The sequence below is a fragment of the Novosphingobium resinovorum genome (assembly GCF_027922145.1).
Classification (GTDB): domain Bacteria; phylum Pseudomonadota; class Alphaproteobacteria; order Sphingomonadales; family Sphingomonadaceae; genus Novosphingobium; species Novosphingobium resinovorum.
The window spans coordinates 146,334-162,732 of the sequence record NZ_BSFC01000003.1 but is presented as its reverse complement, the minus strand read 5'-3'; the positions used below and the strand labels follow the sequence as shown (position 1 = coordinate 162,732).

Sequence of the window (16,399 nt, the reverse complement as noted above, 5' to 3'; positions counted from 1 at the left end):
TGGGGCGATCTTAACACTCCGCGGGCTACATGGCGCTGATGCCGAAACTCGACGACCGCACCCCGATCCCGCGCTGGCGGATGCTCATGCCGGCGATGGTGGCGCTGGCTTTCCTGCCGGTGCTGCTGGCGCCGGTGCCGGGTTTCGTCGACATGCCGTCGCACATGGCACGGCATCACGTTCTGGCCAACATCATGGCCGATCCTGCGCTGAGCAGGATATTTGCGGTACATTGGCAGTGGATCGCCAACCTCGGTGCCGATCTGCCTTCGGTGCTGCTGGCGCCCCTGCTGGGCAGCGAGCGTGCGACGCTGGTGGTTGGAGCCTTGCTGGCGCCGCTGACGGTCATGGGCCTGTTCCAGCTTTCCCGCGCCGCGCATGGGCGAGTGAGCGCAAGCGCTTTCGTTGCACTGCCTTTCGCCATGCATCAGGCATGGATGTGGGGGTTTCTCAATTACTGCATGGGCATCGGTCTGGCCTTGCTGGTAGCGGCATGGCTGTACACCCGGCCGCGCGAAAGCGGACGCGAGCAGGTGATTCTGGCAGTTGCGGCGCTGGTCGTGTGGACGGCGCATATGGCGAGTTGGGTGGTCCTGCTTATCCTCGCGGCGGGCAACGAGTTGGGGAAGCTCGGAAGCTGGCGCGAGGTGTGGCCGGCGATGCGGCCCAATCTCGTTCTGCTGGTGCCGGTCGTGCCGCTGCTGCTCTGGCGTTCCGAGGCGGCGGGGCACGGGAGCGGCCCGGCCTACGTCGACTTCGTGAACACCAAGATCGTGGTCTTCGCCAGCGTGCTGCGAGGCACGGACAAGCTGGTGGATATTGGTTTGCTGGCGGCGCTGGCCTGCGTCAGTGGGGTTGCCTTGCTATGGGCGTCGGGGCGCAGGCTGGAGCGGAGGTTGCTCGTCAGCGGGGTGCTGCTCGCCTTCGCGGCGGTCGCGGCCCCCACGACGATCCTCAATGCCTGGGGCACGGACTTGCGTACCGCGCCTATCGCGCTACTGGTCCTTGTGCTGGCGATCACGCCGAGCGCCCGTCCCGAACGGGAGCGCCTGATCGTGATGGCGGGAATCGCCTTGTTTTGCGTGCGCGTCGGGACAGTGACCCGGGATTGGGTGCGCCATGGCCACGTCCTCGAACAACGCCTGACGCTGCTCGGTGCAGTGCCGCGCGGAGGGCGCGTCGGCTATCTCTGGGCGGCGCCGGATTGCGGTTTTCCCTGGCGTCTGGTGCCGGACGAGAAGCTGGGCAGCTATGCGCTCACGCGCAGGGATGCCTACGTCAACACGCTGTTCATGGTCGACAATGCCAAGCTGATGACCGTCCGCGATCCGCTCCTCGCGCAGCGCTGGTCCGGCGGGACGCAGGACGTGGCGCCGCTTTGCCCTCAAAACCGGCCGGACCTCGCCGCGATGAACGTAAAGATTGCGGGCATGCGTGCGGATGGTTTCGACGCGGTCTGGGTTTCGGGCGGGATTCCTGCCGACCTGCCGCCGCCGCCGGGCTTCGTCGTGGCGAAGCGGGCGGGCGGCGACACGCTATTTGTCAGGCGCTGACGAACAGGTCCTTGTAGGCGCGCGGCTGGCTGCGCAGGAACTGCGGCGCGACGGCGATCTTTGCGCCCAGCGCCGCTGCCGCATGCCACGGCCAGCGCGGGTCGTAGAGCACGGTACGCGCAAGCCCGATCATGTCGGCATCGCCGGTGGCGATGATCGCTTCGGCCTGCTCCGGTTCGGTGATGAGGCCCACGGCGATCACCGGGATCGAAACGGCCTGCTTTACGGCTCTTGCCAGCGGCACCTGATAGTTGGGACCGACGGGAATCTGCTGCTCGGTGTGCAGCCCACCGCTGGAGACGTGGATCGCAGCCGCACCGCGCGCTTCCAGAGCCTTGGAGAAGGCGACGGTCTGCTCGATGTCCCAGCCACCCTCTACCCAGTCGGTGCCGGAGAGGCGCACTGTCACCGGCTTCTCGGCAGGAAAGGCTGCGCGCACCGCATCGTAGACTTCCAGCGGGAAGCGCATGCGGTTCTCGAGGCTGCCGCCATACTCGTCCGTGCGCATGTTGGAGAGCGGCGACAGGAACTGGTGCAACAGGTAGCCGTGCGCGGCATGGATCTGGATGGCGTCGATCCCGAGCCGTGCGGCGCGATGCGCGGCCTCGGCAAAGGCGGTGCGGACGCGGGCTAGCCCGGCGCTGTCTAACGCCACCGGCGCATTCTCATGCTTCTGGAAGGGCAGGTCGGAGGCAGAGACCGTCTGCCAGCCGTTGGCTGCGTCCGGTGCGATCTGAGCGCCGCCGTCCCATGGTTTGGCGGTGCTGGACTTGCGACCGGCATGGGCAAGCTGGATGGCGATGGGCATGTCCGACCAGCGGCGGACGCTTTCCAGGACTTTGCCCATGGCTGCCTCGGTGGCGTCGTCCCACAGGCCCACGTCGGCGTAGGAGATGCGCCCCTCGGGCAGGACGGCGGTTGCCTCGATCGTCAGGATGGCGGCGCCCGATTGGGCCAACTGGCCGAGGTGCTGGGTGTGCCAGTCGGTCATGCGGCCGTCCTCGGCGGAATACTGGCACATCGGCGCGATGACGATGCGGTTGGCGAGCGTGACGTCGCCGAGAGCGAGGGGCTCGAAGAGCTTTGCCATGGATGGTCCTCTGGTCATGTCGTTGCGAGGGGGAGGGAGCGTTGGAAGCGCCGCAACGCACGTGCACTTGGGAACGGAGCGGGCCAGAAAAAAGGCCCCCCGCGCACTGCGGAGGGCCTTTCGGACAAGAATATCTTGCAACTGCGAAAGCGTGTTACGCGTCTCAGGCAGCCAGGCGCATCTCCAGCCGGTCCCAGATCTCGACCAGAGCGTCAGTCAGTTCGCGCATCATCTCTTCGGTATGTGCGGGGCCGGGGGTGAAGCGCAGGCGCTCGGTGCCGCGCGGGACGGTCGGGAAATTGATCGGCTGCACGTAGGCACCGTACTCAGCGAGCAGGATGTCGCTGATCTGCTTGGCGCGCACCGGATCGCCCACCATGAGCGGGACGATGTGCGTGACGGAGTCCATAACCGGCAGGCCCGCATCGCGGAACATCTGCTTCATCATCGCGGCGGAACGCTGCTGGCCCTCACGCTCGACGCTCGAGCTCTTGAGGTGACGCACCGAAGCGAGCACGCCCGCGACCAGCACCGGCGAGAGCGAGGTCGTGAAGATGAAGCCCGGCGCGTAGGAGCGGATGCAGTCGATGATCTTGTTGTTGGTGGCGATATAGCCGCCCATGACACCGAACGCCTTGCCCAGCGTGCCCTCGATGATGTCGATGCGGTGTGCAGCCTCGTCACGGTCGGTGATGCCGCCGCCGCGTGGGCCGTACATACCGACCGCGTGGACTTCGTCGATGTAGGTGAGGGCGTTGTACTTTTCGGCGAGGTCGCAGATCGCGTGGATCGGGGCGACGTCGCCGTCCATCGAATAGACCGATTCGAAGGCGATCAGCTTGGGCAGGGCAGGATCGGTCTCGGCCAGCAGTTCCTCGAGGTGTTCGAGGTCGTTGTGGCGCCAGACCTTCTTTTCGCAGCCCGAATTGCGGATGCCCGCGATCATGCTGGCGTGGTTCAGTTCGTCCGAGAAGATCACGCAGCCGGGCAGCAGCTTGGCCAGCGTCGAGAGCGTGGCGTCGTTCGAGACGTAGCCCGAAGTGAACAGCAGCGCGCCCTGCTTGCCGTGCAGGTCGGCCAGTTCGGCCTCGAGATCGACATGGTAATGCGTGTTGCCGCCGATGTTGCGGGTGCCGCCGGAGCCGGCGCCGACGTCGTGTAGCGCCTCTTCCATGGCCTCGATCACCTTGGGGTGCTGGCCCATGGCGAGATAGTCGTTGGAGCACCACACGGTGATCGGCTTCGGCCCGTTGTGGCCGGCGAAGCACCGGGCGTTCGGATAGGCGCCCTTGTTGCGCAGGATGTCGATGAAGACGCGGTAGCGCCCTTCGGAGTGAAGGCGCTCGATCGCCTGGTCGAAAATGTGCTCGTAGTTCACGGTGTCGACTTTGTCCTGCCTTGCCTGTTCCGGCGCCTGCCCAAAGCGTTGCGTCCGTTGCCCGGACTGCATTTGCTGCGGCCAATAGCTTATCGCGTCTCTCATTGCCAGTCGCTTGTACCTAAGGGCTAATCGGAAAACGTGCCTGCGGAAAACGGGATTTTGGAAGGCTCGTGCCCCGCAACGATCGTCATCTGCGGCGCGGCGCGGTGCAATGCATTGATCGTCATCAACCAGGACATCGTTTCGCTGCGGAATGAGGCGATTTCTCCCCGTGTCGCGATCCGGGCAGGAAGGCGCTGTTCCTTCCAGTTGATCGCGAGCTTGGCGATGTCACCCGTGAAAAGGTATTCGCGGTCGTCGGCCAGCCGGACATAGACCATTTTCGCTTCGGGAGCGACGCTGCTGGCCGGAATCACAACGACTCCGGGAGAGAGGGTGTAGGGCGCATCGCCGGATGCCTGGAGTTCATTCTCGGCGCGCCGGGTTCCGGTTGGGTGACCACCGTTATGTGTCGGCTTGTCGGCCAGCAGGACGACATGTGCGGCCTTGGAAAGCGCGTGCTGGATGCGAGCTTGGGCCGCGCCGTCATAAATTTCCAGTTCGTGCTCTTTCGCGGCTGATCGGGTGATCCCGGCATCGATTACGATCGGCTCGCCGCCCGGCACGATAAGCTCATAGGCGCGGATTAGGTTGGCGATCTGGCGCAGTCCGCCGCCCGCCATGAGCATATTGCGCGAGGTCATCCGCATGCCGACCGTTTCGACGCGGAGTTCGATCGGCCGCTGGCCGTCGCCCTCTTCCGCCAGTGCCCGCAAGGAACCGATCGTCAGTGGCTTCGCTTTCGGTTCACCTTTCCCGGGTCCGACCCCGGCGTCGGCCAGGAACCAGTAGTAGGGAATGGCAATGATGAGCAGTACCGACAACAACCATAAATTGAGCCGTCGCGTCAAAACCTCTCGATCCTCATGAGCCCGTAGTGCGCCAGCTTCTCGGCATAGGCACCGGGCAATTCTCCCTGCCCGGTGAATAGCGCGAGGTCCGGGCCTTGGCGAGAATATTCCTGTCCCGCGGTGAGACGCGCGACTTGCCGCGCGATGCCCTGCGCGCCATGGACGAAGCGTACGTCGGGGCCGAACGCTTCGGCGAGTTCGGCTTCGACCAACGGGAAATGGGTGCAAGCGAGGACGACGGTGTCGATGCGTTCGCCTTCGGACTGCGCGCGCAGCGCCTCGGCGGCGTGGCGAATGAGTGCGGGATCGACCGGCTCGCCGCGCAACTTGGCTTCCGCCGCCTCGACGAGGCCCGGCGCACCATAGCGGAGCAGGCGCTTGTCGGCGGCGAATTCGTGCTCGAGCCGATCGACGTAGGCCTGCCGGATCGTCGCTTCGGTGCCAAGCAGGCCGATTACGCCGGTCTTCGTCATCGCGGCGGCAGGCTTGATGGCGGGCACGGTGCCGACGATCGGCACTTCGAGCACTTCGCGCACCATGCCCAGCGCGATGGTCGAGGCGGTGTTGCAGGCGATGCAGACGAGGCGCGGGCGCAGCCGCTCGGTCATGCGGCCGAGCAGGCCCGCGACCCGCGCGGCGATCTGCGCCTCGGTCTTGGTGCCGTAGGGCAGCCCGGCGGTGTCGGCCGCATAGATGATCGGTGCATCGGGCAGGGCCTTGCGCACTTCCTCCAGCACGGTCAGCCCGCCCACGCCCGAATCGAAGAGCAGGATCGGGGCCGTGGCATCGATACCTGCAAGCCTGGTGGCGGCCCCTTGCGGCACGCTCTGTGTATCGGAAGCCATTATCAATCCCTGGACCTTGCCACCTGTTAACCGCGCGGAGCCTGTTCGGGCAACGCCGAATGCTGCAACCTGTCTTCTGCAAAGCGCGATAGGGCGCTAAGGCGCGTCGCATGGTTTGGATTCTCCCCCTCGTACTCGGCTATCTGCTCGGCTCCGTGCCGTTCGGCCTCATTTTGACCCGGGCTACCGGCGCAGGCGATCTGCGCTCGATCGGATCGGGCAACATCGGCGCGACCAATGTGCTGCGGACCGGGCGCAAGGGCCTGGCTGCCGCGACGCTGCTGCTGGACCTGCTCAAGGGGCTGGCGGCGGTGCTGATCGCCGCGCATGTCTGGCCGGAGTGGGCGCCGCTGGCGGCTCTCGGCGCATTTCTTGGTCATTGCTTCCCGGTCTGGCTGCGGTTCAAGGGCGGCAAGGGCGTCGCAACCACGGCGGGCGTCGCCTTCGGGCTCGCCTGGCCGGTCGGGCTGGCTTACGCGGTGACCTGGATCGGGCTGCTGGCGACGGTGCGCATCTCCTCGGTTTCCGGGATGACGGCCGCTATCGTCGCTCCGCTCGCGGCTTTTGTATTGGGGTATCCGCAGGCGGGGCTGGTGCTGACGGTGATCGCGGCGCTCGTGCTGTTCCAGCACCGTGAAAACATCGCCCGCCTGCGCGCCGGGACCGAACCGCGCATCGGGGGCGGCAAGAAGAAGTGAGCGCACCGGGCGGTCTTTCGCAGGACGAAGCCTTCGCCCGCATCCGCCTGTTGCGTTCGCCGAATGTCGGCCCGGTCACCTACCTCCACCTGCTCGCCCGTTTCGGCGACGCAGTGAGCGCGATCGCGGCTTTGCCCGAAGTCGCGGGTCGTTCGGGTCGCCCTTACAAACCTGCTTCCGAGCATCGCATCCACGACGAGATCGCTGCGACCCGTAAGGCAGGCGCGCGGTATCTTTTTCACGACTCGCCGGATTATCCGCGCCTGCTGGCCGAGTCGGAAGGCGCGCCGCCGATCCTGACATGGCGCGGCGACCTCTCGTTGCTGGCGCGACCTTGCGTCGCTATGGTCGGTGCCCGCAATGCATCGGCGGCGGCGATCCGGCTGGCACGGGAGTTCGCCCACGAACTGGCGGCCCAAGGCTGGACGGTGGTTTCGGGCCTTGCCCGAGGCATAGACGGCGCTGCACATCAGGGGGCGCTCGCGACGGACGGAGCGACGGTCGGCGTCATCGCCAGTGGCATCGACATCACGTACCCGCCGGAACATGGAGCCTTGCAGGAAAATGTCGCCACACGCGGCCTGCTGCTGGCGGAGCAGCCGCCCCGGGCAGAGCCGCTCGCCCGCCATTTTCCTGCGCGAAACCGGATCATCGCCGGGCTGTGCCTGGGGACCGTGGTGGTCGAGGCCGCGCCAAGGTCCGGCTCACTCATTACTGCCCGTTTGGCGGGCGAAATGGGGCGGCAGGTCATGGCAATTCCCGGATCGCCGCTCGATGCCCGATCGCACGGCTGCAACCAGCTTATCCGGGACGGCGCGACGCTGGTGCAGGGCGCGCAGGACGTGATTGAGGAACTAACCGACTTTTCGGGCATAGCGCCGACGAGCCTGCGCGAACCGCCTCGTCACTGGGCTGAGGAGATGTCGATCGCGCAATCGGGCGAGCCCGCCGATGTCGCGGGGCTGCTGACGACGGCCCCGGTCGGGGTGGATGAACTGATCCGTCAATCGGGGGCTGCCGCGTCCGCCGTACAACTGGCCCTGGTCGAATTGGAACTGGCGGGGAAACTGGTGCGCCATGCAGGCGGACGGGTCAGTCTGGGGTAAGGGGGGAATGGAGTGAATTCACGTTTCAGCGTTGGCGACCTGCTAGGCGAAATGGGTTTCGTTGCAAGACAACACCTGCCGTTCCTGGGACTGGTCGGCATCCTGCAAGTGGCGACCTACACTGCCTCGGACATGGTTTCACCAACGGCTTCGATATTCATCGGCGGCGTGGTCGGGCTGATTTTCGATTACGCTGTGCTGCAACGTCTACTGGGGCATTGGGGCGAGAGATGGCGGCTTGGCTCGCTGTTCGTGGCGCAACTGCTGTCTGGCCTCGGCATCATGTTCGGTTTTCTGTTGCTGGTGCTGCCGGGGCTGTTCCTCATGGCGCGCTGGTCGCTCGTTCCCACCTTCATCATCGTCGAGGATAACCGCTCGCAGGAATCGCTGTCGTCGAGTTGGAGCGCCACGGCGCAATGCTGGCTCCCCATCGCCGTCGCCTACGCGATCAATGCCGCGATTCTCGGCTCTGCTTTGGTGGCGCTTGAATTTGGGCAGGAACAGTTTGCCCAACTGCCGCCTTTTGCGGCGGCTGTGACGCCGAACCTTTTCGCGGCATTCTATGGCATCGTCGCCTCGCTGGTGGCGGTCGCTGCCTTCCGATTGTCAAGAACCGAGGCCAGTGACCTCGACAACGTCTTCGCCTGAATGCAGGGCGTAAGACGCACAAGGCTTGACGAACGCCCCCAAGCCTTCCCACCCTATGCGCATACACATGTGTGCGTACGTGCACGTGAGGGGCAGTAAGAAAGTCTGAAATGCAGTTAGTCATCGTAGAATCGCCCGCCAAGGCCAAGACCATCGAGAAGTACCTGGGCAAGGACTACAAGGTCCTCGCCAGCTACGGCCACGTTCGCGACCTGCCGCCCAAGGACGGCTCCGTCCGCCCGGACGAGGAGTTCGCGATGGACTGGGAACTCTACGGCGACAAGCAGCGCCAGGTGAAGGCGATCACCGATGCCGCCAAGACCGCCGACCGCCTGATCCTCGCGACCGACCCTGATCGCGAGGGCGAGGCGATCTCGTGGCACGTGCGCGAACTGCTGGCCAAGCGCAAGGCGCTGCCCAAGGACGTGCAGCGCGTCACCTTCAACGCAATCACCAAGGAAACCGTCACCAAGGCGATGACCCAGCCGCGCGAGCTGGATCAGGACCTGATCGACGCTTACCTCGCCCGCCGTGCGCTGGACTACTTGTTCGGCTTCACGCTTTCGCCGGTTCTGTGGCGCAAGCTGCCCGGCGCCAAGTCGGCGGGCCGCGTGCAGTCGGTGGCACTGCGCCTGATCGTCGATCGCGAGCGCGAGATCGAGGCGTTCACGCCGCAGGAGTACTGGTCCGTTGCCGCGCAGATGGCGCATGACGGGACCGACTTCACCGCCAAGCTGGTGACGTTCGAGGGCCAGAAGCTCGATCGCCTGAGCCTGGGCGAAGAGGGCATCGCCATGCGGGCCAAGACCGCGGTGGAGCAGGGCGCCTTCAAGGTCGAGGGCGTCGAGACCAAGCCGCATCGCCGCAACCCGCAGCCGCCGTTCACCACCTCGACTTTGCAGCAGGAGGCCGCACGCAAGCTGGGCTTCTCGGCCAGCCAGACGATGCGCGTGGCGCAGACGCTCTATGAAGCGGGTGCGATCACCTACATGCGTACCGATGGCGTGCAGATGGACCCGAGTGCGATCTCGGCCGCCCGCGCCGCCATCGCCGAGCGCTTCTCTGGCCACTTCGTTCCCGAAAAGCCGCGCCACTACGAGACCAAGGCCAAGAACGCGCAGGAAGCGCACGAGGCGATCCGTCCCACCGAGTTCACCAAGGACCGCTTCGGTTCAGGGGACGAGGCGCGCCTGTACGATCTGATCTTCAAGCGCGCGATGGCCAGCCAGATGGCTTCGGCCCAGCTTGAGCGTACCACCGTAACCCTGCGCGACGGAACTGGCCGCAACGAACTGCGCGCCACCGGCACCGTGGTGAAATTCCCGGGCTTCCTTGCCGTCTACGAGGAAGGCCGCGACAACAAGGCCGACGATGACGACGAGGCAGGCCTGCTGCCCTTCATGAAGGCGGGCGACATGCCGGCCAAGAAGGACGTGACCGCCGAGCAGCACTTCACCCAGCCGCCGCCACGCTTCTCGGAAGCCAGTCTTGTGAAGCGGCTGGAGGAACTGGGCATCGGGCGTCCTTCGACATATGCCGCGACGATCCAGGTCATCAAGGACCGCGCTTACGTGCGGACCGAGAAGAACCGTTTCTTCGCAGAGGAGACGGGGCGACTTCTCACCTCGTTCCTCGAACGCTTCTTCCCCCGCTACGTGGCTTATGAATTCACGGCGGGCATGGAGGACGAACTCGACGACGTTTCGGGCGGACGCCAGGAATGGAAGGCGCTGCTCGAAGCGTTCTGGCGCGACTTCAAGCCCAAGTCCGACGAGGTGATGGAGAAGAAGCCCTCGGAAGTGACCGAGGCGCTGGACGAATTCCTCTCCGATTACCTGTTCCCGCCCAAGGCGGACGGCACTGATCCGCGTGTCTGCCCCAAGTGCGGCGAGGGGCGCCTGTCCCTGCGCGGCGGTCGTTACGGCGCGTTCGTGGCGTGCTCGAACTATCCGGAGTGCAAGTTCACCCGCAAGTTCGCGCAGCCCGGAGGCAACGCCGAAGGCGGCGATGACGAAGGGCTGGGCAAGGACCCGGAGACCGGCATGGAGATCATGCGCCGTACCGGGCGCTTCGGTCCTTATATCCAGTTGGGCGAGGGCAAGGAGGCCAAGCGTGCCTCGATCCCCAAGGATATCGACGAACTGACGCTGGAATGGGGCATCAAGCTGCTCAGCCTGCCGCGCACCGTGGGTCCGCACCCGGAGACGGGCAAGGATATCACTGCCAGCATCGGGCGTTACGGCCCGTACCTCGCGCATGACGGCAAGTATGCACGGCTGCGTTCGACGGCGGAAGTGTTCGACACCGGCATGAACGCCGCGGTCTCGATGCTGGCTGACGCCGCCAATCGCGGCGGCGCGGCCTCGCGCACCAAGGCGGAACCGCTCAAGCTGCTGGGCGCGCATCCAACCAGCGGCGGCGAGATCAAGGTTATGGCGGGCCGCTATGGTCCTTACGTCACCGACGGCACCACCAACGCCACCCTCCCGCGCGACCAGAAGCCGGAGGACCTCACCGCCGAGCAGGCCGTCGTGCTGATCGACGAGAAGGCGGCCAAGGGGCCGGCCAAGGGTAAGAAGAAGGCGCCAGCCAAGAAGGCGGCGCCCAAGAAGACTGCCGCCGCCAAGACGGACGGTGCCAAGAAGCCGGCGGCAAAGAAGGCAACGGCCAAGAAAGCAGCACCGAAAAAGAAGGCGGCCGCAGATGCCGATCAGGACAGCGCCGCACCGTGGGATGTCGAAGCATGAGCGACAAGGTTGCCAAGCACAAGCAGCCCTGGAAGCCCGAGGAACTGCAGAAGCTGCAGACCCTCGCGGGCAAGGGCAAGGGCCTCAAGGAAATTGCCAAGGCCCTCAACCGAACCGAGGAATCGACCAAGGATGCGGCGCGCCAGCATGGCATGAACATCGCCAAGGCGCGGTGACGGTCTCCTGCCCCGGATCAGTTCCGGGGCGGCGTCATTTCAGCCGCCACAGCGCGAACCGGCGGGTGCCTAGGCTGGCCTGCGCATAAGTTTGGTAATCGCTGCGCAGCGCTTCCATGACGATGTCGCGCGTCTTTTCGTTGGCGCGGTTCGGACGCTTCGACAGCCCGATCACCACCACGCCGGGGCGGCTGGCCATGATGCGGCGTACTTCGCTCACCGGGTCGATGTTCAGCGCGCCCGCTTCATTCATCGCATTGAGGTGGCTTGGGTAGGCAAATCGCGTTGGAATGCAGGCGTTGGTGGTGCGATAGAGCGCGCTGTCGCCCTCGAAGACGTAAAGGCAGCGGCCGTGCAGTTCGCGGGTGATCGCGTGTGTCATGCTAGCGAATTGCGTGGCATCGCCTCTTTCGCGGACCTGCAGGGCGGGCGCCGCGACGGCACCGATCGCACCGAGCCCAAGTAGCAGTTGGCCGTACCAGCGCTCTCCCGGGCGGCTACGTGCGAGGGCCGGGGCAGCAAGCACGCTCAGCGGCACCAGCACGGGGCCGAGATAGTGGTCGTACCAAGTGCCGAAAACCAGGAACCCGCCGATGCTCGCCAGCGCCCAAATGCGCAGGGACGGCAGGGTTGCCGGGCGCTCTCCGCGAACGGGGCGCAGGTGGTGGGGTGCCAGAAGCAGGGCGAGCGCGAAAGGGATCAGCGCCAGGCATTCCTTGGCGAGCCGACCGAAGGCATCGGCCATGTCCGTCGTGCGGCCCAGGATCGAGGTGAAATTGGCTTGCACGAAGGCATCGCCGTGGCCGAGCCATGCATAGCCTGTCCAGACCGCCGCAGTCGGAGCCAGCGCCGCCGCGATCCATCCGGCGCCCGCCAGGACCAGTCTCCGGGGCGGCCAGCCGTCCGCCCAGCCGCGTCCCAGCAGCATCAGGCCAAAGGCAGCGCCTTCGAAGACCGCCGTGTACTTGATCTGCATCGCAAGCCCGAACAGCAGCATCGCCTCCAGGCCGCGGCGGGCAAGCAAGGGATCGTGCGCCCGCGTTCGCACATCGACGACGATCAGCGCGGCAAGGGCGACAGGCAGGTTGTAGAACACCGGCGACTGGCCAAGCGCCACGTTGAACACCGGCTGCCAAAGCAGATAGACCAGCCCCGCCCACTGCGCTGCGCGGGGCGGAGCGATGCGGCGGGCGATGCGTTCGATGACCAGCGCGGTGAGCACCGAGCAGGCAAGGCCGAGCAACTGATAAGTCAAGACCGGATCGAACGGCAGGGCGTAAACGGCGCGATAGAGCGCGAACAGGCCCCAGGGCTTGCGATCCCAGATGTCGACGTAGGGAAGGGCGCCCTGCGCCATGCGCTGCGCGACGAGGAGGTAGAACTGCTCGTCCGACTGGAATGCGGGCTTGCCCAGCATCAGCAGTCGCAATGCGAAGGCGATCGGCAGGTACAGCGCGAGCGAACCCAACCGAAGCCGGCCGCCGATAGGACGGCGAACGGCAATCGAAACATTCCGTTGCGCCGCGGCGGCACTCCGCGCGACCATGAGCGACCCTTTCCTCGTTCCGGCCGCGGGGGGAACGGCGGTTGTTGGGAAAGGGCGCTTAAGGCGTTTTGATTGCAGGAATGCGACGGCGGATCGCGCCGTCGCCAGACTTCTGCGGCGTTACGAGCGCTTCTTCGTCTCGTTCGACGGTTTGGCCGTCGGCGCCGGCGCAGGTTTGGCCGTTGGGGCGGCCGTCGGTGCCGGCACCGGGACGGCGGGGATCGGCTGCCCGGGGGCAGGCTTCGTCGGCGCCGGTCCCGGAGGATTGAGGCCGGGCTCGACCGTCACCGAAGGCTTCACCGGCCTTACGCCGCTCTTGATGAGCCAGGTCGAGATGCCGTCCGCCGTCGCCTGCATCCCGGCCTTGTTGAGGTGCCATTGCAGGCCCTGCCGCCCGTCGTAGCCCTGCGGCGAGCCGATCATCCACGGCTCCTTGTCGCAAGGGGTGTGCGTGGCCGACGATTGGTTCATCTCGACGACGATGGTGCCGTGCGCCTGCGCCACGCGGCCGGTGATCTCGGCAAGGCGGCGGCCGATCTCGCGCACGATCGCGGCGTCGGTCTCGCTGACCGGGGTGTCGGCGCAGAGCTTGCCCGGCGGCGGCACGGGGGTCAGGTACTGGACGAAGACGATCCGCGCCTGCGGGGCGGTGGCCTTGATGCGGCGGGCGATCTCGTTGAGCTGCGCCTCGTCGCGGACGTAGTCGGTCTCGGTGGGGATGCGGACCGGGCCGCAGGCCTTGGTCTTGGCGCCCGAGGCGGCGATGATCTTCGCGTTGAACGCGCAAGTCGCCGAGAACAGGTTGCCGATGTACGACAGGTCGTTGCCGCCGATGGTGATCGTCACCAGCCGGGTGTCGGGCGTGACGCTGTTGATCTGCGGCGGCACTTCGCCCCAGGGGCCGAGCACGTTGTCGGTCACCGCGCCCGAGCAGGAACGGTCGATCAGCACCATGCCGAAGCGTTCGGCGAGCAGCGTCGGGTAGTTGTTGAAGCTCTGACCGCAGCGTGCGGGCCAACTCGGCTTCACGGGCGGAAGCTGGGGGCCAGCCGCGAACGACGAGCCGATGGCGACGTAGCGTTGCCCGGCCAGGTTCTCTTCCACCAGGGTGACCTGCGCCTTCTCGGCGGCCACGGCCTTCATGTAAGGCGTGGCGCAGCCGCACAGCAGGAATGCGGTGGCAGTGAGGGTCGAGAATGCGGCCTTCATCATTTCACCCAGTCGAGTCCGATTTCCTCGTAGATGTCCTTGGTTTCGGCCCAGTTCTCCTCGACCTTCACGTGGAGGAAGAGGTGGACCTTCTGGCCGAGCACTTCGCTCAGTTCCTTGCGCGCGGCCTCGCCGATCGCCTTGATCTTCGAGCCGCCTTTACCGAGGACGATGGCGCGCTGGTTGTCTCGCGTCACGACGATCTGCTGACGAATCTCGACCGAGCCGTCCTTGCGCGGGGTATAGGCTTCGGGACGCACGGCGGCGTCGTAGGGCAGTTCCTCGTGGAGCTGGCGGTAGAGCTGTTCGCGCGTGATTTCGCAGGCGAGCAGGCGTTCGCTGGCGTCGGAAACCTGGTCCTCGGGATAGTGCCAGGGGCCTTCGGACATCTGCCCGGCCAGCCAGGTCTTGAGCTGCGGCACGCCGTCGCCGCTGAGGGCGGAGACGAAGAACACTTCGTCGAACTGCACTTCGGCGGTGAATTCCTGCGCCAGCACCAGCAGCTTTTCCTTGGCGCTTGCATCGACCTTGTTGAGCACCAGCACCTTGCGTTCGGTGCGGTCCTTCAGCGTTTCGAGCAGCGGCATCAGTTCGTGGCGGCGCAGCTTCACCGCATCGACGATCAGCAGGATCGCGTCGGCCTCCTGCGCGCCTTCCCAGGCGGCGGCGACCATCGCGCGGTCGAGGCGGCGGCGCGGCGCGAAGATGCCGGGGGTGTCGGCGAGGATGATCTGCGCCTCGCCCTCGAGCGCGATGCCGAGCAGGCGGGCGCGGGTGGTCTGCGCTTTGGCCGAGGTGATCGCCACCTTCTGCCCGACGAGCGCGTTGACGAGCGTGGACTTGCCCGCGTTGGGGGCGCCGATGACGGCGACGAGACCGCAGTGCTGGGTCATCCGAATTTCCTCATGAACTCTTCTGCGGCGCCGGTCTCGGCGTCCTGCTTGGAATGGGCGGTGGCCTGCGCCGAACCGACGTTGTGGACCGACACTTCGACCGTGAAGCGCGCGGCGTGATCCGGACCTGAACGCTCGATCAACTTGTATTCGGGCATCCGGCGGCGGTTGCCTGCGGTCCATTCCTGCAGCGCGGACTTGGGATGCTTGCGCTTGCCGGTCTTGCCCTGGAGCGTATCCGCCCAGAGGCCGAGTACCATATCGCGCGCCGCTTCGAAACCGCGCTCGGTGAAACAGGCGCCGATGATCGCCTCCATCACGTCGCCCAGGATGTTCTCCGAATCCTGCCCGCCGTCGTCGCGCGCCTGCTTGCCGAGGCGCATGTGCGGGCCGAGGCCGATGTCGCGGGCGATCGTGGCGCAAGTGGCGCGGCTGACGAGCGCGTTGAGGCGCTGCGACAGGCGGCCTTCCGCCTCGTCGCTGCCCCGGTAGAGCCATTCGGCCACCGAGAGGCCGAGTACCCGGTCACCCAGGAACTCCAGCCGTTCGTAATTGCGTTTCTCGCCTGTGGAGCCGTGCGTCAGGGCCGCTTGCCAGAGCGCTTCGTCGAGCGGCTCCTGGCCGGAATGCTTGATCAGAAAGGCGCGGGTATTTGCTTCAAGCACTCAGATCACGCTCCCGATGCGGCTCCAGCGCGCGGCGGTGAACCATGTCCAGGGCTTGATCCATTCGGCCGAACCGTCGGTCGAGAACATCATGACCGCCGCCTTGCCCACGAGGTTCTCCTGCGGGACCATGCCGACGCCGCCGCCCTCGACCGCCGGGAAACGGCTGTCCATCGAGTTGTCGCGGTTGTCGCCCATCAGGAACAGGTGGCCTTCGGGCACCACGAAGACGCCGGTGTCGTCCTGCGGGGTCGGCCCCATGTCGAGCACGGTGTAGCTCTTGCCGTTCGGCAGCGTCTCGCGGAACTGCGGGTAGGAGCAGACGTCCTTGCCGTTGTCCGTTGTCTCGAAGCCGGGGCCGCAGTCGGTGTTGGGGCTGACGGGCACGGTGAAGTTAGGGACTTTCACCTTGGGCACCGACTTGCCGTTGATCCACAGCTGGCCGCCCTTCATCTGGATCTCGTCGCCGGGCAGGCCGATGACCCGCTTGATGTAGTCGACGTCGTTGTCTGGCGGGGCCTTGAAGATGACGACGTCGCCGCGCTCGGGCTGGCTGGCGAGGATGCGGCCCGGGATCAGCGGCACGCTGAAGGGCAGCGAATACTTCGAGAAGCCGTAGGACCACTTGGTGGCGAACAGATAGTCGCCGGTCAGCAGCCGGGGCAGCATCGACTCGCTGGGGATGTTGAAGGGCGAAACGATGAAGCTGCGCAGCACCACCACGCCCAGCACCAGCCAGAACAGGAACGAGAAGAAGTTCTCGTCCTTCTTGGGCTTGGCATCGGGGGCTCCGGCGGGTGCCTGACCGGCTTCGATCTTTGTCGCGCTATGGGTGTCGCTCATGGGCAAACCCTTGCCCATGGCCGCGTGCTTCCGTCAAGAGCGATCCCGA

15 protein-coding genes are annotated in these 16,399 nt (G+C 65.9%); 6 read left to right on the top strand and 9 right to left on the bottom strand.

The features are described 5' to 3' along the window. Positions 1–29 precede the first annotated feature (29 nt). Positions 30–1,553, top strand: a complete 1,524-nt coding sequence (locus tag PKE80_RS02245; RefSeq protein WP_271181099.1) for a hypothetical protein — start codon at positions 30–32, stop codon at positions 1,551–1,553. Here PKE80_RS02245 and PKE80_RS02240 read toward each other — a convergent pair. The 4 genes from PKE80_RS02240 to murI form a co-directional block, all read right to left on the bottom strand. Next, entirely contained in the window at positions 1,543–2,643 is a 1,101-nt protein-coding gene (locus PKE80_RS02240; RefSeq protein WP_271181098.1) for an NADH:flavin oxidoreductase/NADH oxidase, read from the bottom strand. The genes PKE80_RS02245 and PKE80_RS02240 overlap by 11 nt on opposite strands. A 163-nt stretch (positions 2,644–2,806) precedes the next feature. Then, positions 2,807–4,021, bottom strand: a complete 1,215-nt coding sequence (hemA, locus tag PKE80_RS02235) for a 5-aminolevulinate synthase (protein ID WP_271181097.1) — start codon at positions 4,019–4,021, stop codon at positions 2,807–2,809. Between the two features lie 128 nt (positions 4,022–4,149). Next, positions 4,150–4,947, bottom strand: coding sequence for a hypothetical protein (locus tag PKE80_RS02230; protein WP_271181096.1), 798 nt, complete (start codon positions 4,945–4,947; stop codon positions 4,150–4,152). A gap of 23 nt (positions 4,948–4,970) precedes the next feature. Then, positions 4,971–5,819, bottom strand: coding sequence for a glutamate racemase (gene murI, locus PKE80_RS02225; protein WP_271181095.1), 849 nt, complete (start codon positions 5,817–5,819; stop codon positions 4,971–4,973). 110 nt (positions 5,820–5,929) lie between these two features. Here murI and plsY point away from each other — a divergent pair, with 110 nt between their 5' ends. The 5 genes from plsY to PKE80_RS02200 all read left to right on the top strand — a co-directional run bounded on the left by plsY (position 5,930) and on the right by PKE80_RS02200 (position 11,194). Next, positions 5,930–6,517: a glycerol-3-phosphate 1-O-acyltransferase PlsY gene (plsY, locus tag PKE80_RS02220; protein ID WP_271181094.1), complete on the top strand. Its 588-nt coding sequence runs from the start codon at positions 5,930–5,932 to the stop codon at positions 6,515–6,517. Then, on the top strand, positions 6,514–7,623 hold the full coding sequence (gene dprA, locus PKE80_RS02215; protein WP_271181093.1) for a DNA-processing protein DprA: 1,110 nt from the start codon (positions 6,514–6,516) through the stop codon (positions 7,621–7,623). Before plsY ends, dprA begins: the two co-directional genes overlap by 4 nt. A 12-nt stretch (positions 7,624–7,635) precedes the next feature. Next, positions 7,636–8,271 carry a hypothetical protein gene (locus PKE80_RS02210; protein ID WP_271181092.1) on the top strand — a complete coding sequence of 212 codons (636 nt, stop codon included), beginning with the start codon at positions 7,636–7,638 and terminating at the stop codon, positions 8,269–8,271. A gap of 110 nt (positions 8,272–8,381) precedes the next feature. After that, the gene (topA, locus tag PKE80_RS02205; protein WP_271181091.1) at positions 8,382–11,018 is read left to right on the top strand and encodes a type I DNA topoisomerase; all 2,637 of its coding nucleotides are present in this window, start codon (positions 8,382–8,384) and stop codon (positions 11,016–11,018) included. Then, complete coding sequence (locus PKE80_RS02200; RefSeq protein ID WP_008828827.1) at positions 11,015–11,194, top strand: hypothetical protein; 180 nt, start codon at positions 11,015–11,017, stop codon at positions 11,192–11,194. The genes topA and PKE80_RS02200 overlap by 4 nt, the downstream gene beginning before the upstream one ends. 34 nt (positions 11,195–11,228) lie before the next feature. On the opposite strand, the gene PKE80_RS02195 is transcribed toward PKE80_RS02200, so the two are convergent. The 5 genes from PKE80_RS02195 to lepB all read right to left on the bottom strand — a co-directional run bounded on the left by PKE80_RS02195 (position 11,229) and on the right by lepB (position 16,350). Further along, complete coding sequence (locus tag PKE80_RS02195) at positions 11,229–12,662, bottom strand: glycosyltransferase family protein (RefSeq protein ID WP_271181090.1); 1,434 nt, start codon at positions 12,660–12,662, stop codon at positions 11,229–11,231. A 198-nt stretch (positions 12,663–12,860) separates the two neighbouring features. Beyond that, positions 12,861–13,952, bottom strand: a complete 1,092-nt coding sequence (locus tag PKE80_RS02190; RefSeq protein ID WP_271181089.1) for an SGNH/GDSL hydrolase family protein — start codon at positions 13,950–13,952, stop codon at positions 12,861–12,863. After that, on the bottom strand, positions 13,949–14,842 hold the full coding sequence (gene era / locus PKE80_RS02185; protein ID WP_008828824.1) for a GTPase Era: 894 nt from the start codon (positions 14,840–14,842) through the stop codon (positions 13,949–13,951). The genes PKE80_RS02190 and era overlap by 4 nt, the downstream gene beginning before the upstream one ends. Then, positions 14,839–15,507 (bottom strand): ribonuclease III, encoded by a 669-nt coding sequence (rnc, locus tag PKE80_RS02180; protein WP_008828823.1) that lies wholly within the window; start codon positions 15,505–15,507, stop codon positions 14,839–14,841. The genes era and rnc overlap by 4 nt, the downstream gene beginning before the upstream one ends. Beyond that, entirely contained in the window at positions 15,508–16,350 is an 843-nt protein-coding gene (gene lepB / locus PKE80_RS02175) for a signal peptidase I (RefSeq protein ID WP_271181088.1), read from the bottom strand. Between the last annotated feature and the right edge of the window lie 49 nt (positions 16,351–16,399).